Origin of the sequence: Rhodoferax ferrireducens T118 (assembly GCF_000013605.1) — a bacterium.
Classification (GTDB): domain Bacteria; phylum Pseudomonadota; class Gammaproteobacteria; order Burkholderiales; family Burkholderiaceae_C; genus Rhodoferax; species Rhodoferax ferrireducens.
The window spans coordinates 1-16,902 of record NC_007908.1 but is presented as its reverse complement, the minus strand read 5'-3'; the positions used below and the strand labels follow the sequence as shown (position 1 = coordinate 16,902).

At 59.2% G+C, this 16,902-nt stretch carries 14 protein-coding genes; 5 read left to right on the top strand and 9 right to left on the bottom strand.

Annotation, left to right across the window (positions count from 1 at the left end):
• Window positions 1–34 precede the first annotated feature (34 nt).
• Entirely contained in the window at window positions 35–1,387 is a 1,353-nt protein-coding gene (locus tag RFER_RS00070) for a class-II fumarase/aspartase family protein (protein ID WP_011462349.1), read from the bottom strand.
• 189 nt (window positions 1,388–1,576) lie between these two features.
• On the opposite strand from RFER_RS00070, the gene RFER_RS00065 reads away from it, so the two are divergent.
• Complete coding sequence (locus RFER_RS00065; RefSeq protein ID WP_011462348.1) at window positions 1,577–2,332, top strand: GntR family transcriptional regulator; 756 nt, start codon at window positions 1,577–1,579, stop codon at window positions 2,330–2,332.
• 199 nt (window positions 2,333–2,531) lie between these two features.
• On the opposite strand, the gene RFER_RS00060 is transcribed toward RFER_RS00065, so the two are convergent.
• On the bottom strand, window positions 2,532–3,428 hold the full coding sequence (locus RFER_RS00060) for a recombination-associated protein RdgC (protein ID WP_041791116.1): 897 nt from the start codon (window positions 3,426–3,428) through the stop codon (window positions 2,532–2,534).
• A 186-nt stretch (window positions 3,429–3,614) separates the two neighbouring features.
• On the opposite strand from RFER_RS00060, the gene RFER_RS00055 reads away from it, so the two are divergent.
• On the top strand, window positions 3,615–4,160 hold the full coding sequence (locus tag RFER_RS00055) for a Spy/CpxP family protein refolding chaperone (RefSeq protein ID WP_011462346.1): 546 nt from the start codon (window positions 3,615–3,617) through the stop codon (window positions 4,158–4,160).
• A 69-nt stretch (window positions 4,161–4,229) separates the two neighbouring features.
• Here RFER_RS00055 and RFER_RS00050 read toward each other — a convergent pair whose 3' ends face one another.
• Window positions 4,230–4,595, bottom strand: a complete 366-nt coding sequence (locus RFER_RS00050) for a glutaredoxin domain-containing protein (protein ID WP_011462345.1) — start codon at window positions 4,593–4,595, stop codon at window positions 4,230–4,232.
• 92 nt (window positions 4,596–4,687) lie between these two features.
• On the opposite strand from RFER_RS00050, the gene RFER_RS00045 reads away from it, so the two are divergent.
• Together RFER_RS00045 and RFER_RS00040 are read left to right on the top strand one after the other, a co-directional pair.
• A complete protein-coding gene (locus RFER_RS00045) occupies window positions 4,688–5,539 on the top strand; it encodes a DUF2189 domain-containing protein (protein WP_011462344.1) in 852 nt (283 codons plus the stop codon).
• Window positions 5,539–5,751 (top strand): DUF2788 domain-containing protein, encoded by a 213-nt coding sequence (locus RFER_RS00040; RefSeq protein WP_011462343.1) that lies wholly within the window; start codon window positions 5,539–5,541, stop codon window positions 5,749–5,751. Before RFER_RS00045 ends, RFER_RS00040 begins: the two co-directional genes overlap by 1 nt.
• On the opposite strand, the gene RFER_RS00035 is transcribed toward RFER_RS00040, so the two are convergent.
• Genes RFER_RS00035 through RFER_RS00025 form a run of 3 tightly spaced genes read right to left on the bottom strand, consistent with a single transcriptional unit; the run spans window position 5,744 to window position 10,594 of the window.
• Complete coding sequence (locus RFER_RS00035; RefSeq protein WP_011462342.1) at window positions 5,744–8,416, bottom strand: bifunctional acetate--CoA ligase family protein/GNAT family N-acetyltransferase; 2,673 nt, start codon at window positions 8,414–8,416, stop codon at window positions 5,744–5,746. The genes RFER_RS00040 and RFER_RS00035 overlap by 8 nt on opposite strands.
• A gap of 20 nt (window positions 8,417–8,436) precedes the next feature.
• On the bottom strand, window positions 8,437–9,015 hold the full coding sequence (locus tag RFER_RS00030) for an NnrU family protein (RefSeq protein ID WP_011462341.1): 579 nt from the start codon (window positions 9,013–9,015) through the stop codon (window positions 8,437–8,439).
• Window positions 9,016–9,031: 16 nt separating this feature from the next.
• A complete protein-coding gene (locus RFER_RS00025) occupies window positions 9,032–10,594 on the bottom strand; it encodes a GGDEF domain-containing protein (RefSeq protein ID WP_011462340.1) in 1,563 nt (520 codons plus the stop codon).
• A 483-nt stretch (window positions 10,595–11,077) separates the two neighbouring features.
• Between RFER_RS00025 and RFER_RS00020 the strand changes: the two genes are divergently transcribed.
• Window positions 11,078–11,506, top strand: a complete 429-nt coding sequence (locus RFER_RS00020) for a CBS domain-containing protein (RefSeq protein WP_011462339.1) — start codon at window positions 11,078–11,080, stop codon at window positions 11,504–11,506.
• Between the two features lie 61 nt (window positions 11,507–11,567).
• Here RFER_RS00020 and gyrB read toward each other — a convergent pair whose 3' ends face one another.
• From gyrB to dnaA, 3 genes are all read right to left on the bottom strand, one after another.
• Window positions 11,568–14,180, bottom strand: a complete 2,613-nt coding sequence (gene gyrB / locus RFER_RS00015; protein ID WP_011462338.1) for a DNA topoisomerase (ATP-hydrolyzing) subunit B — start codon at window positions 14,178–14,180, stop codon at window positions 11,568–11,570.
• Between the two features lie 104 nt (window positions 14,181–14,284).
• On the bottom strand, window positions 14,285–15,388 hold the full coding sequence (dnaN, locus tag RFER_RS00010) for a DNA polymerase III subunit beta (RefSeq protein ID WP_011462337.1): 1,104 nt from the start codon (window positions 15,386–15,388) through the stop codon (window positions 14,285–14,287).
• 95 nt (window positions 15,389–15,483) lie between these two features.
• Window positions 15,484–16,896 (bottom strand): chromosomal replication initiator protein DnaA, encoded by a 1,413-nt coding sequence (gene dnaA / locus RFER_RS00005; RefSeq protein WP_011462336.1) that lies wholly within the window; start codon window positions 16,894–16,896, stop codon window positions 15,484–15,486.
• Window positions 16,897–16,902 lie beyond the last annotated feature (6 nt).

Here is a 16,902-nt window from a genome sequence, read left to right as displayed (position 1 = left end):
GACTCCTATCGGGTTAAGTGATGTGGGTTTGCGATCAGCCCAACCTGGCCGAACTTGCCAATACCTGGTCAACCATTTGCGAGGCGCTTCCGAGGTAGTTCGCCGGATCGGTCAGACGCTCGATCAGCTCTGGTTGGAGGCGGCTGGCGACGCTGGGTATCGCGTTGAGCGCGTCGGCGAGGCGGCCGCCTTGCTCATTGACGACGCGGCAGGCGTCATATACGACGTCGTGCGCGTCCTGGCGCCCGATGTGCGGTGCCAGACCCATCATCACGGCCTCCGCGACGATCAAGCCGTTGGTCATGCCAAGGTTTTTCAACATCGCTTTTTCGTCAACGATCAAGCCACCCAGCATGAACTTCGCCTGGTTGAGTGCACCAGCGGCGAGGATAAAGGCTTCCGGGATCGCAATCCACTCGGCATGCCACGGGCCGGTTGCACGTTCCAGATCCTGGACCATCGCGTCAAGCATCAGCCCGGCGTTCTGACGCACGCCTTTGGCGCAGGCCAACATCAGCTCGCTGGAAATCGGGTTGCGCTTTTGTGGCATGGTGCTGCTGGCACCCCGACCCTTGACGAAGGGCTCATAGAGTTCGCCAAATTCGTTGGATGCCATGATCATCACGTCATAAGCGATCTTGCCCAGCGAGCCGGTGATCAATCCCAGCAGGTTCACAGCCTCGGCAAACCCGTCACGGGCAACGTGCCAGGTGGACACTGGCACACCCAAACCAAGTTCCTCCATCATGGCTTTCTGTACCGCCAAACCCTTGTCGCCCAGCGAGGCCAGCGTACCTGCAGCACCTGCGAATTCACCAACCATGATCCGCGGGCGAGCCTGCGCGACACGCTCAGCGTGGCGATCAAACATGTCGAGCCAGATTGCCACCTTGTAGCCAAAGGTTATCGGCAAGGCCTGCTGCAAGTGGGTCCGGCCCGCCATCGGCGTATCGCGGTAACGCTTGGCCAGACCTGCCAGCGTGTGACGCAAGGTTTTAATGTCGGCCTCGACCAAATCGAACGCGTCACGCAGTTGCAGCACCACGGCAGTGTCCATGATGTCCTGGGTCGTGGCGCCCCAATGCACGTAGCCACCGGACTCACCGGCTTGCTTCGAGATTTGATGCACTAGCGGCAGGATCGGGTAGCCCACGATCTCGGTCTCGTGGCGCAACAGGTCAAAGTCGAGGGTGTCGCCGTTGCAGCAGGCGGCGATCTCCTCTGCCGCCGCCACCGGGATGACGCCGCAGCGAGCCTCAGCCTTGGCGAGCGCAATCTCGACCTGTACATATTTACGGATCAATTCGTTGTCGTCGAACACGGCCCGCATGGCCGGTGTGCCGAAGGCGTCGCGAAACAGGATTGAGTCAAAAACAGTGGATGCCATATAAATCTCCAGTAGGTAGTTAACAAAAGTGTTGTTGAAGCCTGGATGGATGGAGGCGCCCCAGCTCATCTGCTTCAGCTTGTACGTACATGCTAACATGTACGTACAAGTAATGCAAGCAGAATGCTAGGTTGGTTAACATGGTGTTTGTCCTAGAGCAAAGTCGATCCATGTTTCAAATTTTCAAAAATGCGTGAACCTCTCTATGCCCAGATCGCTCGTGAGCTCGCACAGGGCATCGCTTCAGGAAAGTTTCCTGAGGGCTCCTTGCTGTCATCCGAATTTGACTTATGCAATCAGTACCAGGCCAGCCGACAAACCGTTCGCGCAGCGCTGCGGGAGTTGATGGATCTTGGGTTGGTGTCGCGCCGCAAAGGTGTTGGTACCCGAGTCGAGGCGCGGACGAAAGCGCAGGGCTACGATCATTCCTTGGGATCGCTGGACGACCTGGTGCAACTTGCGATGACAAACCCTCGCGTTGTGAAGCGGACCAATGAGGTTGTGGCTGACCGCGAACTGGCAAAGGCTATTGGTTGTGCGCCTGGGTCACGCTGGCTGCATATCGCCAGCATCCGCCAAGACAGCGATAAGAGCGCTCCGCCGGTTTGCTGGACCGATACCTATGTCAATACCGCCTACTCGGATTTGAGCCAGCTTGTGCGCCAGGATCCGACTCCCTTGATCAGCGAATTGATCGAAAAACACTATGGTCGGCGCAGCGCCGAGGTGCATCAGACCATTTCAGCTGTCACCATTTCCCCTCTTCTGGCTGAAGAGTTACAGGTTGAACCGGGGTCGCCGGCGTTACGTATCGTGCGGCGCTACATCGACCGCGTGGGCGAAACCATCGAAACAACCATATCCGTTCATCCAGCAGAGCGGTACACGTTCTCAATGGTATTGAAGCGCTCAAGCATCGGGCAAGACGCCAATCTAACGACGTAGTTACGTGTGAACGACCGCTTTCTCTTGCGAAGAATTGGACGCGAACGCCGAGGCTCTGCCATCACGCCCAGCACCCGCTCCGTGGTTGATAGCGAATGTGCTGGCAAATGGCTTCTCAAAGTGTTGCGATACAAAGTTTGGGCCAACAGCGTTGTAAAACCCTGACGCGTGTCGGGGTGCCGTTTCAGAACCTGTCCGCTCAGGCCAGCGCCACCTCGCCGCCCAGCGCCTGCAGCAGATCGGGCAGGAGTTTGCGCAGTTCACCGGTGGCGATGGCCGTATCGGCGTCAAAGCCATCGTCCTTGCCAGCCGCGGCGCCTTCAAACACAACCTCCAGAAATGTCAGCTTCTTGAGTTGCAAGCCTTCGGTCAAGACAAACGACACGCGACTATCCCAGGTCAGCGCCAAGCGGGTCGGCAGTTTGCCGCCCACGACGTGCTGCTTGACCTCCTCGTTGTCCAGCGGGTGGCGCGCATAACGCACCACGGCCTTGGATTCATCTGCGGCCTTGAGTTCGCACTCGCGGTCAACCGTGAAGCCCGCAGGCGGCTCCTGGCTGATCAACCACTCGGACATGGCGGCCGTGGGCGAGACCTGGGTGTTGAGCAGCGTCACCGCCAGCCCGGTGAGCGACTTCACCAATAGCGTCACCACTTCATCGGCCCGTGCCTGGCTGGACGCGTCGATCACCAGCCAGCGTGCTTGTGGGTCAATCCAGATCAGAACCGCGGCCTGCTTGGTAAATGCCATCGGCAAGAGTTCCAGCCGGATGTCATCCTTGAGATCGCGTATTTCCTTCTTGCCCGGTTTGCGCCCGGTGCTGGCCTCGATCTGCGCCACCCGTTCCTTGACTTTGCGCGTCACCACCGAGCCCGGCAGGGCGCGGGACTCCACCATCAATTTGAGAATTAATTGACCGCCCACAGCCTCCACCAGCAGACCATGCGCCTCGCCGCGGGGCTCAACCCATCCGACGGATTTTTCCTGGGACGCGCCACACTCGACAAAACGGTCGGCTTCAAGGCCCTCCTCCATTTGCGCCACGGTTGCCGACCAACCGGCCCCAATTCGATACACGATGATGTTCTTGAACACTTGCACTCTTTCCAAAAAAATTCAGTTCCTAAGGCGTTGATCATCCCATCAAATGACGTATCAACTGTGTAACTTAACTTTACAAAACCTCTGTCCAGCATCATGCAGCCGATACACCGGGGGTAGAAACTTGGTCCAAGCTGATGTGCAAGTTCTGCCTGTCAGACTTACCTTTAAGGAAACACCATGAAATCATTTTTCAAACCTGTTCTGATCGCCAGCCTGTTGGCCACGGCTGGATTTGCCGCTTTCTCACAAGTTCCGGCCGCCGGCCAGGACTGCATGATGGGCCAGGGCGCCATGTATGGCGGCATGCACCACGAGCGCATGGGTAAATTTGACCCTGCCAAAATGCAGGCCCGGATGGACCAGCGCAGTGCCGCCCTCAAGGCGCAACTCAAGCTCACTCCGGCGCAGGAGACCGCGTGGACAACCTTTACCGCTGCCATGAAGCCGCCGGCGGCCATGATGGCGAATCGTCCGGATTACGCCGAACTCATCAAGCTGCCCACCCCTGAGCGCATCGACAAGATGAAGGCCTTGCATACCCAGCGCATGGCCGACATGACTGCTGCCATGGAGCAGCGCGGCGAAGCCACCAAGGCCTTTTATGCCGTACTGACGCCCGAGCAGCAGAAAGTGTTTGACGCCGGCACCGCGCGACACTTTGGCTCAGTCGGGCGCAAGGGTGGTCACATGGGCCACATGGGTGTGCCCGCACCCAAACAGTAAGCCGGCAAAAACCCAGGTGTAGAGAGCCCGGGCCGGCGTCTGCGTGCCGCAGACGCCGGCTTTTTTGCGTCAGGCCAACAGCTTCGTCAATTCGCCGTTGTCAATCAGTTTGATCAGATCGTCGGCACCGCCTACCAGCACCCCTTTGACGAACACCATCGGCAGGGTCGGCCAACCCGTCCACAGCTTGAGCGCGTTGCGTTGGCGCCAGTTGCTGAAATAATTGCCGTATTCAAGGTAGTGATGGGCGACGCCGGCGGCGTCCAGCGCCTTGCGCGCTTTTTTGGGAAACGGGTTCAGGCCCATGCCCACCACCACAACGGCGTGCTTGGCCACCGCCGCCTGCACCTCACGCACAATGCCTTGCTCGTGCGTGGCAATCTTCTCCCGAATGGCGGGGTGAATGTTGGATTCGGCAAGTATCGGGCGCGGCATGGCAATCTCCTGGAGCAGCAAACCTGGCATTATGCTTGGTCCATCTCCACCGTCGGCACCGACCGCGCGCACGCCATAAACTGCCAGAACCCATGCACCTATCAACTTTACCGGCGGCTTCCCCCGTCAGCGCAATGCCCGCCGTGCGCTGCATACCCCTGACCCGGCCGCTGCACTGGCTGCGGCTCGCCTGGCGCGACCTGGTCCGCTGTGGCTGGACCAGCCTGGCCCACGGTTTGGCGCTGGCCCTGGCGGGGGCTGTCATCGTGGCCATCACGTACAACCGTTTTTGGCTGCTGGCCGGGGCGATCTCGGGTTTCCTGGTGGTGGCACCGGTGCTGGCGACCAGCCTGTACGCCTTGAGCCGCGCGCTGGAGCGCGGCGAAACAGCCGATGCCCGCGTGGTGTTAAAAACCTGGCTGAACTGGCAAAACAACCATTTCAACAAATGGGGCAACGACTACTGGTGCCTGGTGCAGTTCGGCGCCCTGCTGGCCCTGGCGGGCACCGGTTGGGTGCTGACCTCGGCGGCTCTCATCACCTTGTTGGCGCCGCTGCCCATCAATAACCCGGTCGACTTTGTCCAGCATGTGATGTTGGCCGACCGTGGTTTTCTGTTTGAGTTGTGGCTGGTGCTGGGCGGCGTGCTGGCCGGACCTATTTTTGCCTCGACAGTCATTACCATCCCCCTGCTGCTGGATCGGCGGCTTGGCCTTCTGCAGGCGGTGCTGACCAGTTGGCGGGCCGTGCTGGCTAATCCCTTGCCGATGGCTTTCTGGGGCGCGCTGATCATGGCTTTGACCTTGCTGGGCATGGCGACTGCTCTGATGGGGCTGGTGCTGGTGATGCCGCTGCTGGGTCATGCGAGCTGGCACGCTTACCGCGATCTGGTGGACGCCTCTGGCCTGCCGCCACGCGACGCACCGGACCAGGAGGCCAGTTGATGTTCGGCTATTCGGAAGAACAAATTGCCGCTTTCGGCTTGAGCTTTGGCGTGGGCGGCTTCATGCTCTACATGCTGTTCATCATCGGCCATCTGGCTTGGGAATCCAAAGCGGGCAAATTCGGTACTTTTGTCATATTTCTGGGCCTGGCCTTCGGCATGACCGGTTTTGTGGCGAAGTACCTGATCCAGTGGGCGATCGGTATCAAGTGAGCGGCAGAAAAATGCCTTTCGTGCCTTCGCCATTTTTGCTCGTCGGGTCTTCCTGGAAGCCCATGTCCCTGGCCAATTTGAGCATGCGCTCGTTGTAATCCAGCACGGTGGCCACCAGCCGCTGGGTGCCCTGGGCACGCAGGTAGGCAACCAGCTTTTCCATCAGCAAGCGCCCCAGACCCGTGCCTTTGAGGTCTGAACGCACGATCACACCAAACTCGGCGTCCACGTTGTCGGGGTCGGCCATGGCGCGCGCCACGCCCAAGGTCTGCAACTGACCATCCGGCCCGGTGGCTTGCGCCACAAAGGCCATTTCACGCGCATAGTCGATTTGCACCAGACGCGCGAGCTCGGAGCGTTCGATGTTGCGCCGGGTGTAGAAAACCCGCATACGAACGTCTTCCGGGTCCAGTTGCTGCAAAAACGCCATGTGCAAAGCCTCGTCCTCAGGCCGAATCGGGCGCAAAAACAAGTCACGCCCCTGCCACTGGACGGTTTCCTCCAACTGGGCGGGATACGGCCGGATGGCGAAGTTGCTCGCCCCGGCCGGGGCCGCTGCACTGAGGCGGATGCGCGCATCAAGCGCCATCGCGCCTTCAAAGTTGACGATCAGCGGGTTGATATCGAGCTCGGCAATCTCCGGAATTTCCGCCAGCAACTGCGAAACCGCCACCAGCACCCGATGCAGCGCCGCCTCGTCCACCGCGGGCGTGTCGCGCCAACCGGCCAGCAGGCGCGCCACCCGGGTTCGCGACACCAGCGCCCTGGCCAGCGGCTCATTCAGGGGCGGCAAGGCTATTGCGCGGTCGGCCGTGACCTCGACGGCAGTGCCGCCCTGGCCAAACAGAATCACCGGGCCAAACACGGGGTCAATGGTGCTGCCCACAATCAGTTCCTGGGCATGCGGGCGCCGCACCATGGCCTGCACCGTGAAGCCCTGAATACGCGCGTTGGGCTGTTGGCGCTTGACGCGGGCGAGCATGGTTCGGGCGGCCGCACGCACATCGTTTTCGTCCTGCAAATTGAGGGCCACTCCACCGACGTCTGACTTGTGTGAAATGTCATCCGACAAGATTTTCAGTACCACCGGAAAACCAATGGTCAACGCGGCCTTGACGGCCGCCGCTGCGGTGGCGCGGATCCGCCGCGTCGGCACCACCGGAATGTGGCAGGCATCCAGCACCGCCTTGGCCTCGGGCTCGGTCAGCATCTCGCGGCCACTCGCCAACGCGTCCAGCACCAGCGCCCGGATGGTCGCGGTGTCGGGACGTAACTCCGCCAGCAAGGCCGGTGGCGCCTCCATCAGCTCGGCCTGGTTGCGCCTGTAGCGCTGCAGCATGGAGAACGCGCTGATGGCCTGCTCTGGCGTGTCAAAGCTGGCAATGTCCGCGTCCTGGAATAGCTGGCGTGCCTGCTGGACCGCCTTGTCGCCCAGCCAGCAGCTCATGAGCCGGGGCGGCATGCCGGGTTGATGCTGGGCTAGCGGCACCAGTGCCCGAGCAATGTCGGCACTGGGCACAATGGCCGTGGGCGCGTGAATAAACAACACGGCCCCGCTGCCGGGATCGTCCTTGAGCACTTGCAAGGCTTGCTCATAGCGCGACACCGGCGCGTCACCGATGATGTCCACCGGGTTGCCGTGCGACCAGTTGGCGGGCAACACGGCATCGAGCTTTTGTCGTGTGCTGCCGCTGAGTTGTGTCAGCTCGACCTCGGCAAAGGCGGCTGCGTCAGCCGCCATCACGCCGGCCCCGCCGCCATTGGTCAGGATGGTGATGGTTTCGCTGGTGTTGGTGCGAAAGCGCGACAGGGTCTCGGCCGCCAGAAACAGCTCTTGCAATGTATTGACCCGCAACATGCCGGCGCGGGCAATCGCGGCTTCAAACACCATGTCGGAGCCGGCCAGTGCGCCTGTGTGCGACGCGGCCGCCAGTTGGCCCAGCGCCGAGCGCCCTGCCTTGACCACAATCACCGGCTTGTTGCGCGCCGCCGCGCGCGCCGCCGACATGAATTTGCGCGGTGATTCGATCGATTCGGCATACAGCAGAATCGCCCGTGTTTTGGCGTCGCTGGCCAGATAGTCGAGCATGTCGCCAAAGTCCACGTCGGCGTGTTCACCCAGGGATACAAAATAGGAGAAGCCGATGCCGCGTCCTTGCGCCCAGTCCAGCATGGCCGTGACCAAGGCGCCGGACTGCGACACAAAAGCCACCTCACCGGGTTGCGCGTCAATGTGGGAAAAACTGGCATTCAGGCCTTGATGCGGTGCCAGCAGCCCGATGCAGTTGGGCCCCAAAATACGCAACAAGTGCGCGCCTGCCGCGTCCAGCATGGCTTGCTTTTGCTGGTCGTTCATGCCGGCGGTCATCACCACGGCGGCGCGCGTGCCCAGGCGGCCCAGAGTTTCAATCAAGCCCGGCACGCTGGCAGGTGGCGTGCAGATCACGGCCAGGGCGGGTACTTCAGGTAGATCAGAGGCTTTGGCCACCACCGGATGGTTCCCAAGCTTGTGGTGCTTGGGGTTGACGGCGTAAAGCGCGCCCTGGTAGTGGCCTGAACTCAGGTTGTGCCACACCGTGGCACCGACACTGCCGACACGCAGGGAGGCGCCAAACACCGCGATCGAGGCGGGGGCAAACAGTGAGTCGAGGTTGCGGATACTCATGATTTGACCCTCCTTGTGTTTCAGCCCAGTGGTCGCACACCGATCAGCAGGCCATGCAGCCAGAGCGCAAACGCAATCCATGCGCCCACGCCCAGTGCCACCGTGATGCCGGTGGCACCCGCGGTGCCGCCGGGGTAGCGCGTGCCGAGTGTGCGGTCGCGCCGCCGTGACGCGGTGAAATCGACGATTGCCCAGGCCAGGAATGAGCCAAACAACACCACATGGCCGAGGTTGCCATTGGCCAGCAAATGCGCCAGCGCCCACAGCTTGACACCGAGCACCATGGGATGGTGAATGCGTTCCTTGATGATGTTGCCTGGCACGTAGGCCGCCGCCAGCAGCACGAACGAAAGCAGGGTCAAAAGTGAGGCCAGGTGCCGCAGCGCTACCGGTGGACTCCACAACTGCACCGGCTGCTGGCGCGCCAGGCCAAAGCCCCATACGATCAGCGCGAAACCAAGCAGGGAGAGAACCGAGTACAAGCCCTTCCAGGCCAGCGGGCCGATGCGCGCTCTGGTTTGGGTGCGCCAGTCATCGGCCACGATACGCACCGAGTGCACACCCAGGAAAACAATGAGTCCGAGAATGAGATAGGTCATAAGAGCCTCAGTGCGGTTAAGCGCCCAACACGCGATTCTTGCCCGCGCGTTTGGCCAGGTACATGGCCTGGTCGGCGCGCTTGATGGCGCTCTGACCGGTCTCGTCAGTGGCCAGTTGCGCCACACCGGCGCTGAAGGTAATCAGCACCTTCTCGGTGCCTGCCAGAAAGAAACGTGTGGTCAGCTCGCGCTGCAACCGGGTCATGGCTTCAATGCCATTATCCAGGGCGGTGTCGGGCATCAGAATCACGAACTCTTCACCGCCGTAGCGCGCCAGCGTGTCATGCGGGCGCATGACCTCACGCGTTACCGTGGCCAGATGCGCCAACGCGACATCCCCGCTCGCGTGACCCAGGGCGTCATTGAGCTTCTTGAAGTTGTCAATGTCCAGCAGGGCCACACACAGCGGCGTCTCTTTGCGTCGCACATTGGACACCTCCCGGTTGACGGCCTCCTCCAGCCCCTTGCGATTAAGTGCCCCGGTCAGCGGGTCATGCCGCGCCTGGGAGCTGACGCGGTCAAGCTCCTGGTGCAGCTTGACGAGCTCGGCCTCGGTGCTTTGCGCCTTTTCGCGCATGCCACGCAGTTCATCACGTGCCGTCAGGCTGTCGTGGGCCATGGTGCGGGTCGCGCCGACCACTTCTTTCAAGACCGGCGCAATTTCAGCCAGGGTCCTGGCTTGCTCGATCAGGCGTGCGTTGTCATCGAGCTTGCCGCGGTAGGCGCTGGTGGACTCGGTCATTTGCGACAGCCGCTCGATGAAGGTGGCGAGCATCTGGCGCATCTCTTCCTGCGCCTCCAGGGCCCGACCCTTGGCCTCGGTCTGTTTGAAGATCACGTCCTTCAGGCGCCGCTCCACGTCGTCGAGACGGCGCAAGGTGAGCGGAGGCGTCGACGCCGTCATCAGGGCCTCAATCTGGCCCTTGAGCCAACGATCATCCAGACTGAGCTCACCGATGTTTTCGATGATCAGGTGCAGCAGCTTGAGTAGCGTGACCTTGATCTCGGCCTGATCTTCCGCGGCAAAGGAAAGACGGTCGCTAAAGCTGCCCAGCATCAATTTGAGCGCCACCACGTCAGCCCCAGGTTGGCGCATGGCTTTGAGCAGGGTCTGGGTCTGCTCGTTGAAGCGGGCATCATCGGAACCGAGTGCGGGCAGTGTGAACTCAATCAACCGTGCCATTTGCTGCAAAAAATCAAAGGTCAGCGCGGGTGCGCTCACGTCGCCCGGGGCGCTGGCGCCCGGCATCGGCAGCCCGGTCGATGGCGTGGCCGTGGCCGGGTCCGCTGCCGGTGGGCTGAAGCCGCCGTAAGCCATGAGGGCGCTCTTTACGCCGTCCCAGTTGAGTTGCCCGATGGCGGAATCCAACAAAGCACGCTGCTTTTGCTGCCCGGGTGTTTTTGTCGGCAGGGCCTGGGCGATATCGCGCAAGCGGTCGGTCGGAAAAGGGGGGTCGGTGGCCACCCCCGCAACCTCGTTGTAAATAGCCTGGTAATTGATCGGCGTTGGAGCCAACTTGCGTGCGGTGAGTTGCCTGAGCGTTTCACGGGCAATTTCAAAAGGCTTCTTGGCGATCATGAGTGATTTTCGCTATAAAAAATAGCTTCATCGATAAGGTCAGCGGGGACAAGACCTAAATGTAACCATGAATCCTGGCGGCTTTCATGTTAATTTGACGATCCGTAGCGCACGCCGTTTGAACGCCAGGATTCCGGAAACGGGCCCCGGGCAAGGATGCCGCGAAGATGCCGGATCCAACAGCCAGCTTGCCCCGCGTTCTCCTCTGGGCTGCAGAATTCAGTATTTGTTTGTGGTGTTTTCGCGCGTTAGCCCCCGTATCTATTGGCTAAATAGCTATAATTATAATAGCAAACATCGCTGACCCCAATTTGCACTTGCGCCTACCCGCACTGGCCTCAATGAGTCATGGGCCTTGTCAATAGAGGCTGCTGGGGTTGACGCGGCGAGTCCGCACATTGTTACTGGAAGTTGGCTCCTATTGCGTTGCACCCTAGTTTGTTTACACTGCATCTCTCATGTAAAAAATTAACTGGAGTTTTGATGAAACCCGTTTTGGAATTGTTAAAAAATCGTAATTCAACGGTTTTTCAGGTGAGTCCTTCAGTCACTGTCTTTGAGGCGCTCAAGCTATTGGCCAACTATGGGGTGGGCGCCCTGACGGTCATGGAGAATGGCAAACTGGCGGGGATTGTGTCCGAACGCGACTACACCCGTAAAGTTGCGTTGATGGGAAAAAACTCCAAAGAAACCACGGTGGCCGACATCATGACCCGTGATGTCATTACGGTCACACCCAACACCGGGACCCATGCCTGCATGGCGTTGATGAGCCAGAAGAAAATCCGCCACTTGCCCGTGCTGGATGGCGCTGAGGTCGTTGGCCTGATCTCGATCCGTGACCTGATGGACGACATCATCGCCGATCAGGAACAAACCATTTCTCAGTTAACGAGCTACATCAACAGTTAGTCAGCTGGGCACGGTGCCGTGGCCGACTTCGTGCGGCCTCGACCTGTCCCGCAGCGCTGTATCAGACGTCAATATTGCCAGCGCGCAGCGCGTTGGCTTCGATGAATTCACGGCGTGGCTCCACCTCATCGCCCATCAGCATGGTGAATACGCGGTCGGTTTCAATGGCGTCATCAATTTGCACCCGGAGCAGGCGGCGCACGGTCGGGTCCATGGTGGTTTCCCACAGTTGCGCCGGGTTCATTTCGCCCAGTCCTTTGTAGCGTTGACGTGAAGTGGCGTGTTCGGCCTGGGCCAGCAGCCAGGTCATGGCTTGCCGGAAGTCGCTCACTTTTTCCTCTTTTTGACGCTCACCTTCGCCCCGCATCACGATGGCTCCCGGGCTGAGCAAGTCCTTGAACGTGCTGGCGGCATCGGCCAGAACGGCGTAATCGGCGCCATGCACAAAGTCTTGTGTCAGCACGCTGCTCTTGATGTTGCCGTGATGGCGGCGACTGATGCGCAGAATCGGCTTGTCGGAGGCGACGTCGAATTCACCGGCCACTTCGGCATCGGGCAAGCGCGCTTGCAGCGCCGCGGCCGAAATTTCAGCGTCCGCCACCGTGTCCAGGTTCAGAGCGACGCCGTCGGCCACCGAGCGCAGCGCTTCAGCGTCCAGGAAGTTACGCAGGCGTGCAATGACGGCCTGGGTTGTCTGGTGCTTGCGCGCCAGTTCGGCCAAAGTCTCCCCTTTGAGGGTGGTGCCGTTTTCGCCACCCGTAAAGACAGAGGCGTTCACCAAGGCAATGCGCAGGAGGAAGCGGTCGAGCTCGTCACCGTCCTTCAGGTACAACTCTTCTTTTCCGGCTTTCACCTTGTACAAGGGCGGCTGGGCAATGTAAATGTGGCCACGTTCCACCAGCTCGGGCATCTGGCGGTAAAAGAAGGTGAGCAGCAGCGTGCAGATATGGGCGCCGTCGACGTCGGCATCGGTCATGATGATGATGCGGTGGTAGCGCAGCTTGGCAACGTTGAAGTCGTCGCTGCCGGTGCTGCCGCCGGCATTGCCGATGCCGGTGCCCAGGGCGGTAATGAGCGTCAGAATTTCATTGCTGGTCAGCAGCTTTTCGTAGCGGGCCTTTTCTACGTTCAAAATTTTTCCGCGCAGCGGCAGAATCGCCTGAAACTTGCGGTCGCGCCCCTGTTTGGCGGAGCCGCCGGCGGAGTCCCCTTCGACAATGTAGATTTCGCACAGCGCCGGGTCTTTCTCCTGGCAGTCGGCCAGCTTGCCGGGCAAGCCCATGCCGTCGAGTACACCCTTGCGGCGTGTCATGTCGCGCGCTTTGCGGGCGGCTTCGCGCGCACGCGCCGCTTCAATGATCTTGCCGACGATGATTTTGGCATCGGCCGGACGCTCCTGCAGGTAGTCGTAGAGCAGCTTGCTGACAATGTCTTCCACCGGGCCGCGTACTTCGCTGCTGACCAGCTTGTCCTTGGTCTGGCTGCTGAACTTGGGCTCGGGCACCTTGACCGAGAGGACGCAGGTCAGGCCTTCGCGCATGTCATCGCCGGTGACCTCGACCTTGGCCTTCTTGGCCAGCTCACTGTCGTCAATGTACTTGTTGATGACGCGCGTCATGGCAGCACGCAGGCCGGTCAGGTGGGTGCCGCCGTCGCGCTGCGGGATGTTGTTGGTGAAACACAGAACCTGTTCGTTGTAGCCGCTGTTCCACTGCATGGCCACTTCAACGCCGATGTTGGTGTCCTGGTCGCTTTGGCGGTCCCCCAGCGCATGGAAAATGTTGGGGTTGAGGACGGTTTTGCCTTTGTTGATGAAGTTGACAAAACCACGCACGCCCCCGGCACCCGAAAAGTCGTCTTCCTTGCCGCTGCGCTCGTCTTTGAGCCGGATACGCACGCCGTTGTTGAGGAAGCTCAGCTCACGCAGGCGTTTGCTCAGGATTTCGTAGTGAAAATCACTGTTTTGCTGGAAGATTTCAGAGTCCGGCAGAAAGTGCACCTCGGTGCCGCGCTTTTCGGTTGTGCCAATCACCTTCATGGGCGAAACTTCCACGCCGTTCACCACCTCGGTGACGCGGTTCTGCACAAACCCTCTGCTGAACTCCATCACATGTACCTTGCCATCGCGGCGGATGGTCAGGCGCAACATTTTGGACAGGGCGTTGACGCAGCTCACACCGACGCCGTGCAGGCCACCGGAGACTTTGTAGCTGTTTTGATTGAACTTGCCGCCTGCATGCAATTCGGTCAGGGCAATCTCAGCCGCACTGCGCTTGGGCTCGTGCTTGTCGTCCATTTTGACGCCGGTTGGAATACCGCGCCCGTTGTCGACCACGCTGACTGAGTTGTCGGAGTGGATGGTGACCAGAATGTCGTCACAGTGCCCGGCCAATGACTCGTCAATCGAGTTGTCCACCACCTCGAACACCAAGTGGTGCAAGCCGGTGCCATCCGAGGTGTCGCCGATGTACATGCCGGGGCGCTTGCGCACCGCCTCCAGCCCTTCCAGAATTTGAATCGAGCCTTCTCCATAGGCCTCGGAGGCACCGATCTGGTGTGCATCAATGGTGGGCTGAAAGTTGGAGCTGTCGCTGGCGCCTTCACCTGTATGAACGGCATCTTCGCCGTTGACCTCGTTCTCGGGGGGCTGAACTGGCTTGTTTTCTTCGGTCATGGCTAACTTTTCAACGATTTCTCAAATTTTTGAATGACCCAACCTGCACTGGACTTCTTCTCCACTGCGGGTTTGGATGTTGTGCTGCTACAAACTTTGCAGCGTCAAATTCGCATCGGCATCACCACGTATTTGAAGGTGGCGTTGTCGGGAATGGTGAACAAGGCTGAACTGTTTCCGTCAGACAGTTCCAGCCGCACCATGTCCTGGCTCATATTGGCCAGCGCATCAATCAGATAGGTCACATTGAAACCGATCTCGATGCTGTCGCCGCCATAATCAATATCGAGCTCATCTACCGCCTCTTCCTGCTCGGCGTTGTTGGACGCCACCCGCAGCGTGCCGGGGTCAATGTTCAGGCGCACCCCTTTGAATTTTTCACTGGTCAGGATGGCGGTGCGCTGCAATGTTGCCAGCAAAGCGCTGCGGCCCAGTGTGATGCTGTTCTGGTGGTTTTTGGGAATAACCCGGTTGTAGTCCGGGAACTTACCTTCGACCAGCTTGGTAACAAACTCCATGCCATCGAAGCTGAACTTGGCTTGGTTGTTGGCAAACTGCATCTCAATGGCGCCCTGGGTGTCAGAGAGCAAACGCTGCAGTTCAATGACGGTTTTGCGCGGCAGAATCACTTCCTGCTTGGGCACTTCCACATCCAGCGTGGCCGAAGCGAAGGCCAGGCGGTGACCGTCGGTGGCCACCAGACTGAGTTGGCTACCTTCGGCGACGAACAGAATGCCGTTCAAATAGTAGCGGATGTCATGCACCGCCATGGCAAATGAGACCTGGCTCAGCAGGTCTTTCAACGTTTTTTGCGGCACACTGAACACCGGGCCGAAGCTGGCCGCTTCCTGCACCAGCGGAAAGTCCTCGGCGGCCATGGTTTGCAGCGTGAACCGACTCTTGCCACCCTTGAGGATGAGCTTGGCGGCACTTGACTCCAGTGACACGGTTTGATCCGCGGGCATGGTGCGCAAAATATCAATCAACTTGCGCGCCCCCACGGTGGTGAAATCGCCTGTGTCACCATCGAGCTCTGCCGTGGTGCGAATCTGAATTTCGAGATCGCTGGTGGTCAGTTGCAGCGAAGTGCCTGTTTTGCGGATCAGCACATTGGCCAGGATAGGCAGCGTGTGCCGACGTTCAACGATGCCCGCTACCGATTGCAAAACCGATAAAACCTTGTCTTGTGTTGCCTTCAGAACGATCATGTCAACCTCTTTTTAATATCTGCAATTCAAATCATTAACAAATAGGGGGGGCAAAAATTTTTAACTTTGCCATTTTCCCATTTTTATTCCCGTAGTCAGCCTTTGAGCGTCTGCTCCAGCACATGAAGCTGCTGGTTCAACTCGGTCATTTGCTGGCGCTCACCGCCGATCTTTCGGACCGCATGCAAGACAGTGGTGTGGTCGCGTCCACCAAACAATTCGCCAATTTCGGGAAGACTTTTTTGTGTCAGTTCCTTGGCCAGGTACATGGCAATCTGGCGCGGCCGGGCGATGCTGGCCGGCCGTTTCTTGGAGTACATATCCGCAATTTTTATCTTGTAGTAGTCAGCCACAGTTTTCTGGATGTTTTCGACTGAAATCTGGCGATTCTGGATCGAGAGCAGGTCGCGCAACGCCTCGCGTGCCAGCAAGATCGAGATATCTTTCTGGTTGAACCGGGAGTAGGCCAGAATTTTGCGTAACGCGCCTTCGAGTTCGCGCACATTGGAGCGCACATTCTTGGCCACGAAAAAAGCCACCTCTTCCGGCATCACAATGCCCTCAACCCGTGCCTTGTTGATCAAAATAGCGACCCGCATTTCCAGCTCGGGGGGTTCGATCGCCACCGTCAGTCCGGAATCAAAGCGTGACACCAGGCGTTCATGGATGTCCGTCAGGCCTTTCGGATAAGTGTCGCTGGTCATCACGATGTGCGACTTTTTGGCCAGCAAAGCCTCGAAGGCGTTGAAAAATTCTTCTTGCGTACGTTCTTTATTGGCAAAAAACTGGACGTCATCAATCAGCAACAAATCCAGTGAGTGGTAACGCTCTTTAAATTCATCAAAAGTCTTGCGCTGATAAGCCTTAACCACATCAGATACAAATTGCTCGGCATGGATGTAGAGAACTTTGGCATTTGGCTGATCAGCCAGCAGCCGATTGCCGACGGCGTGCATCAAATGAGTCTTGCCCAAGCCAACACCGCCGTAGATGAAAAGCGGGTTGTACAGGTGTCCCGGCATGCCCGCGACGTGCATCGCCGCTGCACGTGCCATGCGGTTAGCGGTCCCTTCAATCAGGGTGTCGAAGGTCAGGGCCGTGTTGAGCCGGTTTTTAAGACTGCTCGGGTTTCGGTCCTCTCCCAATTCGGCCACGCCGTCCATCGGAATGGGTTCCATCGAACGATGAGTAAGTTGGCTCCTGACAAAAATCTCGCGGGGAGCAAGCGCTAACTCCAAATGTATGGTTTGGCCCGAAAACATTTCCAGCAGGCTGGTGATACGTTTGCTGTATTGGGCTCTGATCCAATCCAGCTTGAACCGGTTGGCAACAAAGATGGTGATTTGGGCAAGGTCGTCTGTGACCTGCGCCGATAGTGGTTTGATCCAGGTGTTGAACTGCTGTTCCGGGAGTTCCTGCGCCAGTTGATCAACACACGTTTGCCACAGGCTTTGTCCATCGCCAGTGCCCTTGAAGTCGGGATGGTTGGCGTATTGTCCCTCTGTCATATTGTT